At 52.2% G+C, this 9,435-nt stretch carries 6 protein-coding genes, 1 tRNA gene and 2 rRNA genes; 2 read left to right on the plus strand and 7 right to left on the minus strand.

From position 1 onward, the window contains the following. Positions 1-84 precede the first annotated feature (84 nt). Together edd and ACQKDS_RS18290 are read left to right on the plus strand one after the other, a co-directional pair. On the plus strand, positions 85-1,899 hold the full coding sequence (gene edd, locus ACQKDS_RS18285) for a phosphogluconate dehydratase (RefSeq protein WP_399673418.1): 1,815 nt from the start codon (positions 85-87) through the stop codon (positions 1,897-1,899). A gap of 72 nt (positions 1,900-1,971) precedes the next feature. Next, positions 1,972-2,613 carry a bifunctional 4-hydroxy-2-oxoglutarate aldolase/2-dehydro-3-deoxy-phosphogluconate aldolase gene (locus tag ACQKDS_RS18290; RefSeq protein ID WP_399673416.1) on the plus strand — a complete coding sequence of 214 codons (642 nt, stop codon included), beginning with the start codon at positions 1,972-1,974 and terminating at the stop codon, positions 2,611-2,613. A 27-nt stretch (positions 2,614-2,640) separates the two neighbouring features. Here the strand turns inward: ACQKDS_RS18290 and aceK are convergent, their stop codons facing one another. The 7 genes from aceK to rrf (ACQKDS_RS18325) form a co-directional block, all read right to left on the minus strand. Beyond that, positions 2,641-4,395 (minus strand): bifunctional isocitrate dehydrogenase kinase/phosphatase, encoded by a 1,755-nt coding sequence (gene aceK, locus ACQKDS_RS18295; RefSeq protein WP_399673414.1) that lies wholly within the window; start codon positions 4,393-4,395, stop codon positions 2,641-2,643. A 67-nt stretch (positions 4,396-4,462) separates the two neighbouring features. Further along, the gene (gene aceA, locus ACQKDS_RS18300) at positions 4,463-5,770 is read right to left on the minus strand and encodes an isocitrate lyase (protein WP_399673412.1); all 1,308 of its coding nucleotides are present in this window, start codon (positions 5,768-5,770) and stop codon (positions 4,463-4,465) included. Between the two features lie 39 nt (positions 5,771-5,809). Beyond that, the gene (aceB, locus tag ACQKDS_RS18305) at positions 5,810-7,408 is read right to left on the minus strand and encodes a malate synthase A (RefSeq protein ID WP_399673410.1); all 1,599 of its coding nucleotides are present in this window, start codon (positions 7,406-7,408) and stop codon (positions 5,810-5,812) included. A 371-nt stretch (positions 7,409-7,779) separates the two neighbouring features. Beyond that, entirely contained in the window at positions 7,780-8,709 is a 930-nt protein-coding gene (gene metA / locus ACQKDS_RS18310) for a homoserine O-acetyltransferase MetA (RefSeq protein WP_399673408.1), read from the minus strand. A 388-nt stretch (positions 8,710-9,097) separates the two neighbouring features. Next, positions 9,098-9,213 (minus strand): 5S ribosomal RNA (gene rrf / locus ACQKDS_RS18315). A gap of 45 nt (positions 9,214-9,258) precedes the next feature. Continuing rightward, positions 9,259-9,334, minus strand: a tRNA-Thr gene (locus tag ACQKDS_RS18320). Positions 9,335-9,347: 13 nt separating this feature from the next. Beyond that, a 5S ribosomal RNA gene (gene rrf, locus ACQKDS_RS18325) occupies positions 9,348-9,435 on the minus strand; the annotation flags it as partial.

Below are 9,435 nucleotides of genomic sequence, written 5' to 3' on the forward strand. Positions count from 1 at the left end.
GACAACACCACGATTAGCGCTCGCCAGCACAGACGAGCGCCCCGCCCTGACTGGCGGCATCAATAACAACAAGTTGAGGAAGGTATGATTCATTCAACCCTATCCCGTGTAACACAGCGCATCATTGAGCGTTCTAAACAGAGCCGCGCCGCTTATTTGGCGCGTATTGACGCCGCGCGCTGCAAAACCGTACACCGCGCGCAGTTGGCCTGTGGCAACCTGGCTCATGGCTTCGCCGCCTGTCAGCCCGATGATAAAAACGCGCTGAAAAACATGGTGCACAGCGATATCGCCATCGTCACCGCCTATAACGATATGCTGTCCGCCCACCAGCCTTACGAGCATTACCCACAGAAGCTGAAACAGGCGTTGAATGCCGTTGGTGCCGTCGGCCAAGTAGCCGGGGGGGTACCCGCCATGTGCGACGGCGTAACGCAAGGCCAAGATGGCATGGAGTTGTCGCTGATGAGCCGCGACGTGATCGCCATGTCCTCGGCTATCGGCCTGTCGCATAATATGTTCGACGGGGCATTGTTCCTGGGTATTTGCGATAAAATCGTACCGGGGCTGGTGATGTCGGCACTCTCGTTTGGTCACTTACCGGCAGTATTCGTTCCCGCCGGGCCAATGAGCAGTGGTCTGCCAAACAAAGAAAAAGTGCGTGTGCGCCAGCTGTATGCCGAAGGCAAAGCGGATCGTCACGCATTACTGGAAGCGGAAGCAGCCTCTTACCACAGCATCGGCACCTGCACGTTCTACGGCACCGCCAATACCAACCAGATGGTGATGGAAGTCATGGGTCTGCATTTACCGGGCGCCTCTTTCGTGCATCCCAATACGCCACTGCGCGAGGCGCTTAACGATGCCGCTGCGCGTCAAGTGACTCGCCTGACCGAAACGTCGGGTAATTATCTGCCGATCGGTCAATTAATGGATGAGAAAGTGGTAGTCAATGGCATTGTGTCACTGCTGGCTACCGGGGGATCGACTAACCTGACTCTGCATATGGTCGCCATGGCGCGTGCGGCAGGTATCATTATCAACTGGGATGATTTCTCTGAGCTATCGGACGCCGTGCCGTTGCTGTGCCGCATCTATCCGAATGGCCCCGCCGATATCAATCAGTTCCAAGCCGCAGGCGGCGTACAATTAGTGGTGCGTGAACTGCTGAACCATGGCCTGCTGCATCAGGACGTACAGACCGTTGCAGGCTTTGGTCTTGAGCGCTATACGCTGGAACCGTGGCTGGATAACGGCCAGTTGGCCTGGCGCGAGGGGGCAGAAAGCTCACTGGATGACAGCGTGATCGCCAGCATCGCGCAACCATTCGAACAACATGGCGGCACCAAAGTGCTGTCTGGCAACCTTGGTCGCGCGGTGATGAAAACCTCTGCGGTGCCTGCCGATAACCAAATCATCGAGGCCCCCGCAGTCGTATTCGAAAGCCAGCACGATATTGTTCCTGCTTTTGAAGCAGGCCAATTAGACAAAGACTGTGTGGTCGTGGTGCGCTTCCAAGGACCGCAAGCCAATGGTATGCCGGAACTGCATAAACTGATGCCGCCATTAGGCGTGTTGATGGATCGCGGTTTCAAGGTGGCACTGGTCACCGATGGCCGCCTGTCCGGCGCATCGGGTAAAGTCCCTTCCGCCATTCACGTCACGCCGGAAGCTTACACCGGAGGCCTGTTGGCGAAAGTACGCAATGGCGACATCATTCGCGTTGATGGCCGCAGCGGCGAGCTTTCATTGCAGGTCGATACGGCTGAACTGGCCGCGCGCGAAGCGGTAACCCCCGATCTCAGCGCCGAACATATCGGCTGTGGCCGAGAGCTATTTGGCGCCCTACGCAGCCAACTTTCGGGTTCGGAGCAAGGTGCCTGCTGCATTAAATTTTAATCGACCGCGGGCGCAGCGTCATTCTGATGATGGCTGCGCTTTCGCCCAGGCCAACACTGAAGAGAGTTTGAGATGAAAAATTGGAAAACAAGTGCTGAACAGATCCTGACGGCAGGCCCGGTAGTCCCGGTGATCGTCATCAATAAACTGGAACATGCGGTACCGCTGGCGAAAGCGCTGGTCGCCGGAGGTGTACGCGTTCTGGAAGTGACACTGCGTACAGAATGCGCGATGGATGCCATTCGCGCCATCGCCAAAGAAGTACCGGACGCCATTATCGGTGCAGGCACCGTGATTAACCCGCAACAGCTGCAAGACGTCACTGCGGCCGGTGCACAATTTGCCATCAGCCCGGGGCTGACCGCCGATTTACTGAACGCCGCCACCACAGGCAGCATTCCGCTAATTCCGGGTATCAGCACCGTATCTGAACTGATGCTGGGTATGGACTACGGTTTGCGTGAGTTCAAATTCTTCCCGGCGGAAGCTAACGGCGGCGTAAAAGCCCTACAGGCGATTAGCGGTCCCTTCCCGCAAGTGCGTTTCTGCCCGACCGGCGGCATTTCGCCAAGCAACTATCGTGACTATTTGGCGCTGAAAAGCGTGCTGTGCATCGGCGGCTCATGGCTGGTGCCATCTGATGCGCTGGAAAGTGGCGACTATGCGCGCATTACCGATCTGGCGCGGGAAGCCGTCGCGGGTGCCACCGCTTAACCGTCTCGGGCGCGGCCTACCGCGCCCTTACACCATTATTGCTGATGGAGGCATTGCCGCACTGCTACGTTGGCCGAAACGCCGTTTTTTACGATAGGCGAAAACATCTTCAACATACCCCTGACGAATTCGCTGCTGCAAACCACGCCAATATTCCGCCTCAAACAAATCGCCGTGCAACTCTTCAAATACCTGTCGTATGCGCTTATCGCTACACAGAAAATGGCGAAACTCTTCTGGGAAAACATCATTCGGCGACGTGCTGTACCAAGGCTCGCTGGCCAATTCATCTTCCGGATAGCGTGGTGGCGGTATATTGCGAAAATTAACCTCGGTCATGTAGCAAATTTCATCATAATCGTAAAACACCACCCGCCCATGTCGGGTGACGCCAAAGTTTTTAAACAGCATGTCACCCGGAAAAATATTGGCCGCCGCCAACTGTTTGATCGCATTGCCGTACTCCTCAATCGCATCGTGCAGTTGCCGTTCATTAGCCTGTTCAAGATACAGATTGAGCGGCGTCATACGGCGTTCCATATACAAATGCCTGATGACGATCCGATCGCCTAAATCTTCGATTTTTTCCGGCACTTCACGCTGTAATTCCGCCAACAACTCCACACTGATACGTGCCTTGTCGATCACAAAATTTTCATACTCTTGCGTGTCTGCCATCCGGCCAACGCGGTCGTGTTCTTTGACTAACTGATAACAAGCCATGACTTGCGCCTGCGTCACTTCTTTTTGTGGCGCAAACCGATCTTTAATCACTTTAAATACCCGATCGAACGACGGTAGAGTAAACACCAGCATCACCATCCCCTTCACACCCGGGGCGATGATGAATTGATCCTGCGATTCGGCCATAAACGTCAAGTACTCGCGGTAACATTCCGTTTTACCGTGTTTTTGGCAGCCAATCGCCATGTACAGCTCAGCGGTCGTTTTACCCGGTAATATTTCCCGCAGCCATTCCACCATGGCCGCTGGCAACGGGGCGTAAACCATAAAGTAAGAACGCGCGAAGCCGAATACGATGCTGGCTTCCGCTTGGCTGGTCAGGCAGGTATCAATAAATAGCGCCCCGGATTCGCTGTGATGAATCGGTAACAGGAATGGAAACACGCCCTCTGCGGTGCGTAATTTACCGATCAACCACGCGGCCTTGTTGCGATAAAACAATTCGTTAGCAATCTGGAAGGTTCCCGTCGACAACTGCTGGGCGCTAAAATCCTGCTGTAATGCGGTGGTGATGTAACCAATATCGCGCGGTAAATCTTCCCACGGCAAACGCAACGGTAAGTCTGTTAACATACTGTGCAACATCGCAGACAGATCGCCGTTCGGGGTGAAATCGCGTGCTAATGGTCGGGGCATAGCGCGAAAGCGCCGTGCCGGCTGAGAGCTGAAAACGAACAACTTTTCTGGTGTGAGGTCACGATGTTTGAACAATCGGCAATAAACGGAATTAAAAAAACTTTCGGCGATTTCGAAACGCGGATAGTCCGGTAGCAAATCGATATAGACCGCTTTCACTCGACTGGGAAATTGCGCATCGAAAGACTGCTGCCCGGTAATGCATTTCAGTTGTTCCACCACCAAACCCACATGGTGATCATAAAGATGGATACGCTTTTTCATCGCCTGCTGTATCGCGGGCCAGTCAGCCTCCTCAAAGCGTTGTTGCGCGCCAGCGGTAACCTCTAGAAAGCGACCATACTGTGCATCAAACCCTTGCAGGATAGTCTGCGCGATCAACAACTCAAGTTTTGCCGCCATCTTTATTCTCCTACAAACGTATCGGGGCCCGGCATGCCGAACCCCGATTTAGGCTCTGCCTACGCCGTTAGAATTGCTGTTCTTCAGTGGAACCGGTTAATGCAGTGACCGACGATGCGCCGCCCTGAATGATCGTCGTGACCTTGTCAAAGTAACCCGTTCCCACTTCCTGCTGGTGTGAAGCAAAGGTATAGCCGCGATTGACCGCCTCAAACTCCGGCTGCTGTACTTTTTCGACGTAGTGCTTCATGCCTTCGCCCTGCGCGTAAGCATGCGCCAAGTCAAACATGTTGAACCACATGCTGTGTATACCCGCCAGCGTAATGAACTGATATTTGTAGCCCATCGCCGACAGCTCTTCTTGGAAGCGCGCGATCGTCTGATCGTCCAAATTCTTTTTCCAGTTGAACGACGGTGAACAGTTGTAAGCCAGTAGCTTGCCGGGGAATTGAGCGTGGATAGCATCGGCAAAACGCTTCGCGGCGGCTAAATCAGGCGTCGAGGTTTCACACCACACCAGATCCGCATACGGCGCATAGGCCAGACCGCGGCTGATCGCTTGCTCTATACCGGCATGGGTGCGGAAGAAGCCTTCAGCCGTACGCTCACCGCTAATGAATTCGCTGTCGTAGGGATCACAATCCGACGTAATCAGGTCGGCAGCATCCGCATCGGTACGCGCAATCAGCAAGGTCGGTACGCCCAACACATCAGCGGCTAATCGCGCTGCCACCAGTTTCTGAATCGCTTCTTGCGTTGGCACCAGCACTTTGCCGCCCATATGGCCGCACTTCTTCACAGCGGCCAATTGGTCTTCAAAATGCACCCCGGCCGCGCCCGCTTCAATCATCGCTTTCATCAGTTCGAATGCATTCAGCACGCCGCCGAAACCCGCTTCGGCATCCGCGACAATCGGCAGAAAGTAATCGGTATAACCTTTGCTACCCGGTTCAATTTTATTCGCCCACTGAATCTGATCGGCGCGACGGAAGGTATTATTGATTCGTTCAACCACCGCTGGCACAGAATCCACCGGATACAGCGATTGGTCTGGATACATCGCCGACGCACTGTTGGCATCCGCCGCAACCTGCCAGCCGGAGAGATATATCGCCTCTACCCCTGCCTTGGCCTGTTGCAAAGCCTGCCCGCCAGTTAACGCGCCCAGGCTGTTCACATAGCCTTTGCGAGATTTACCGTGTAGCAACGCCCACAGTTTAGCGGCACCATTTTGCGCCAGAGTACAGGCAGGGTTAACCGAACCGCGCAGGTTAATCACGTCTTCCGCGCTATATGGACGAGTAATTCCTTCCCAGCGTGCTGATTGCCATTCCTGTTGCAGTTGTTGAATTTGTTCGGTACGAGAGGTCGTCATAATTTTATCCTTGAGTTGTAGGGGGTAATCAGGAACGGTTTAGGCTAAAAGTTCGTAACCAGGTAACGTCAGGAAATCGATTAATTCATCTTGCGTGGTGATACGTTCCATCAGGCACGCCGCTTCTTCGAACCGGCCAGCGTTAAAGCGCGCCTCTCCCACTTCCTCGCGTATCACTAACATCTCTTCACTCAGCATTTGGCGGAATAACGCCTTAGTGACCGGTTGCCCATCGCTGAGGGATTTTTGATGGTGAATCCACTGCCAGATTGAGGTACGCGAAATCTCCGCAGTTGCCGCATCTTCCATCAGGCCGTAAATCGGCACGCAGCCATTGCCTGAAATCCACGCCTCGATGTATTGCACTGCGACACGAATATTGGCACGCATTCCCGCTTCCGTGCGTTCACCTTCACAGGGTTCAAGCAACTGCGCGGCGGTAATCGGCGTATCACCGTCCCGCGTGACATCAAGCTGATTTTGACGCTGACCAAGTACCGCATCGAATACCGCCATAACGGTGTCAGCTAAACCAGGATGTGCGACCCAAGTGCCATCATGACCATTCTTCGCTTCCAGTTGTTTATCGGCGCGCACTTTGTCCAATACCCAAGCATTTTGCTCTGCATCCTTGCTGGGGATAAACGCCGCCATGCCGCCCATCGCAAACGCCCCCCGCTTGTGACAGGTTTTAATCAGCAAGCGCGAATAGGCACTCAGGAAAGGTTTATCCATGGTGACCGACTGGCGATCTGGCAATACACGATCGCCATGATTCTTTAACGTTTTGATATAGCTGAAAATGTAATCCCAGCGCCCGCAGTTTAACCCGACGATATGATCGCGCAGGTGATACAGGATTTCGTCCATCTGGAATACCGCAGGCAGAGTTTCGATCAGTACGGTAGCCTTGATGGTGCCACGTGGCAGTTCAAAGCGATCTTCCGTAAAACTGAATACCTCACTCCACCAAGCCGCCTCCTGCCAGGATTGGGTTTTCGGCAGGTAAAAGTAAGGGCCGCTGCCGTTAGCCAACAATTGACGATAGTTATGGAAGAAATACAGAGCAAAATCGAACAGACCGCCGGGGATCGCTTCACCTTGCCATTGCACATGTTTTTCAGGGAGATGTAGCCCGCGCACGCGGGCAATCAACACCGCAGGGTTAGGCTTTAACTGATAAATTTTTCCCGCTTCATTGGTGTAGGAAATTGTACCGTTCACTGCATCATGCAAATTGATTTGGCCATCGATCACTTTTTCCCAACTCGGTGCCAATGAGTCTTCAAAGTCTGCCATGAACACCTTAACGTTAGCGTTCAGCGCGTTGATCACCATTTTGCGTTCGACCGGGCCGGTAATCTCTACCCGACGGTCGCGTAAGTCCGCCGGTATACCGCGAATAGTCCAATCGCTATCACGAATGGAAGCCGTTTCCGAAATAAAATCCAATAACTCACCTTGGTCGATTTTTTCCTGACAGGAGGCGCGCGCAGCCAAAAGCTTATTGCGCTGAGGCGTGAATTTACTCACCAGCTCCGCCAAAAATTCGACCGCATCATCCGTTAATACCTGTCGTTCAGCTGCGGTAAAGCCTTGTGTGAACGTCAACGCCGTACCTACCATCTGTTGTGTCATTGTTTTGCTCCTTCCCAACGTACCGCCGGCCTCTCGCGCACAAACGGTGTATATGCATCAGAAATTACTGCGCTTAAGGGCGGATAAAATGATAACCAACTGGTCTGATCTCATCGCGCGTGATCTAAGAATAACCAAGTAAAATTAAAAATCAAAAACGATTTCCATTTTTATAAAAAATATTTTATTAACGTTTTGTTATCAATTGGTTGCGTGTAAAGGTGGTTTTTTTATGTAAGGAAGGGATTGCACTTCACGAACAATAACAACATAACTTATTGTTATTTATTTGTTTTATCTGATTTATAAGCAAAATCGACGGCGGGAATGCGCAGGGCGGCCTCGATTCAGCCGCCAACTATAGGAAGAAATTATTCGAGCGTTGGGTTCATCTGGCGTAAATCGAACGGCGTGATCTGGTATACGTAGTAGTTCAACCAATTGGAAAATAACAGATGGCCATGACTGCGCCAAGAGGCTTTCGGGGCGAGATGGGGATTATCATCAGGAAAATAATTAAGCGGGATCGTTGGGTTAAGGCCAGCCTCGCAATCGCGACAATATTCCCCCGCCAACGTCAGTGCATCATATTCAGGATGGCCGGTAACAAACGCAAGCCGCTTGTCTTTACTGGCAAACAAATAGGCTCCGGTCAGCTCAGACTCGGCTAAAATATCGAGGTCGGTATACTGACGAATGATTTCCGCAGGAAAATCAGCATAGCGAGAATGGGGAGCTAAAAAGGTCTCATCAAAGCCACGTGTTAACAGCGCATGTTGTTGCAATGTTTGATGTTGATAGACGCCTGACAGCTTCACCTTGCGCGTCATTTTAGGGATGCCGTACAGGATATTTAACGCCGCCTGTACTGCCCAACAAACGAATAATGTCGAGGTGACGTGATGCTTTGCCCAATCGATAACGCGCTCAATCTGTGGCCAATAGGCCACATCGCAGAAGTCGACCAGGCCTAATGGTGCGCCGGTAACGATCAGACCATCATAGTTTTCATTCTGGATATCATCAAAGTCACAGTAGAAATTGTTCAAATGCTCTGTCGGCGTGTTCTTCGACTCACGGCTATCGATGCGTAACAGCTGGATATCAATTTGTAGCGGTGAGTTAGAGAGTAAGCGTAGAAATTGATTCTCCGTCTCAATTTTCTTTGGCATCAGGTTGAGGATCAGCACTTTCAATGGCCTGATTTCCTGTGTTTTTGCCCGTGAGGATGTCATAACAAAGACATTCTCATTACGCAAAAAACTCACCGCAGGTAACTCATCAGGAACACGAATTGGCATTGCTTAACCTCACAGATCCATTTATACGTTTAGACTTCTAGATGCCCGAAGATAGCGTTTTTTGACCCGAATGTCGAGTATTCAGCCGAAAGGTGAAAATGTTTCATTACCTCTTTTCCATATGGAAACAAACTTGATAAGTCGGGGGGATAAACACCGGGAAGATGCAGCGCTACAACGCAAAAGGCCATCCTTTCGGATGGCCTTTTGTTTTTTTGATACTTGGCAGGTTCCTACTCTATTCGTCTCTTCTGGGCTGCCGCCGTTGACGGCGTTCCAATCTGTTCTCGACAAATTGGTCGCCTGCCTATGCTCGAAACAGCGCATCGGATAACCGGCAAAGCAAAAAGCCCTACGTTTTCACGCAGGGCTTTTTACTTTATTTGATGCTTGGCAGTGTCCTACTCTCGCATGGGGAGACCCCACACTACCATCGGCGCTACGGCGTTTCACTTCTGAGTTCGGCATGGGGTCAGGTGGGACCACCGCGCTATTGCCGCCAAGCAAATTCTTTTTCTGCCGAACTTCTCAACCCACTTTAAATTAAAGTGGTGCTGATACCCAGAGTCGAACTGGGGACCTCACCCTTACCAAGGGTGCGCTCTACCAACTGAGCCATATCAGCACACAAATTTGATGCCTGGCAGTGTCCTACTCTCGCATGGGGAGACCCCACACTACCATCGGCGCTACGGCGTTTCACTTCTGAGTTCGGCATGGGGTCAG

This window comes from Serratia sp. NPDC078593 (genome assembly GCF_050268245.1).
GTDB lineage: Bacteria > Pseudomonadota > Gammaproteobacteria > Enterobacterales > Enterobacteriaceae > JBNNGK01.

What these genes read in the sequence shown, in the direction of transcription:
- aceK (WP_399673414.1), bottom strand. Translation starts at nt 4,395, where the DNA reads ATGGCGGCAAAACTTGAGTTGTTGATCGCGCAGACTATCCTGCAAGGG.
- metA (WP_399673408.1), bottom strand. Translation starts at nt 8,709, where the DNA reads ATGCCAATTCGTGTTCCTGATGAGTTACCTGCGGTGAGTTTTTTGCGT.
- aceA (WP_399673412.1), bottom strand. Translation starts at nt 5,770, where the DNA reads ATGACGACCTCTCGTACCGAACAAATTCAACAACTGCAACAGGAATGG.
- aceB (WP_399673410.1), bottom strand. Translation starts at nt 7,408, where the DNA reads ATGACACAACAGATGGTAGGTACGGCGTTGACGTTCACACAAGGCTTT.
- edd (WP_399673418.1), top strand. Translation starts at nt 85, where the DNA reads ATGATTCATTCAACCCTATCCCGTGTAACACAGCGCATCATTGAGCGT.
- ACQKDS_RS18290 (WP_399673416.1), top strand. Translation starts at nt 1,972, where the DNA reads ATGAAAAATTGGAAAACAAGTGCTGAACAGATCCTGACGGCAGGCCCG.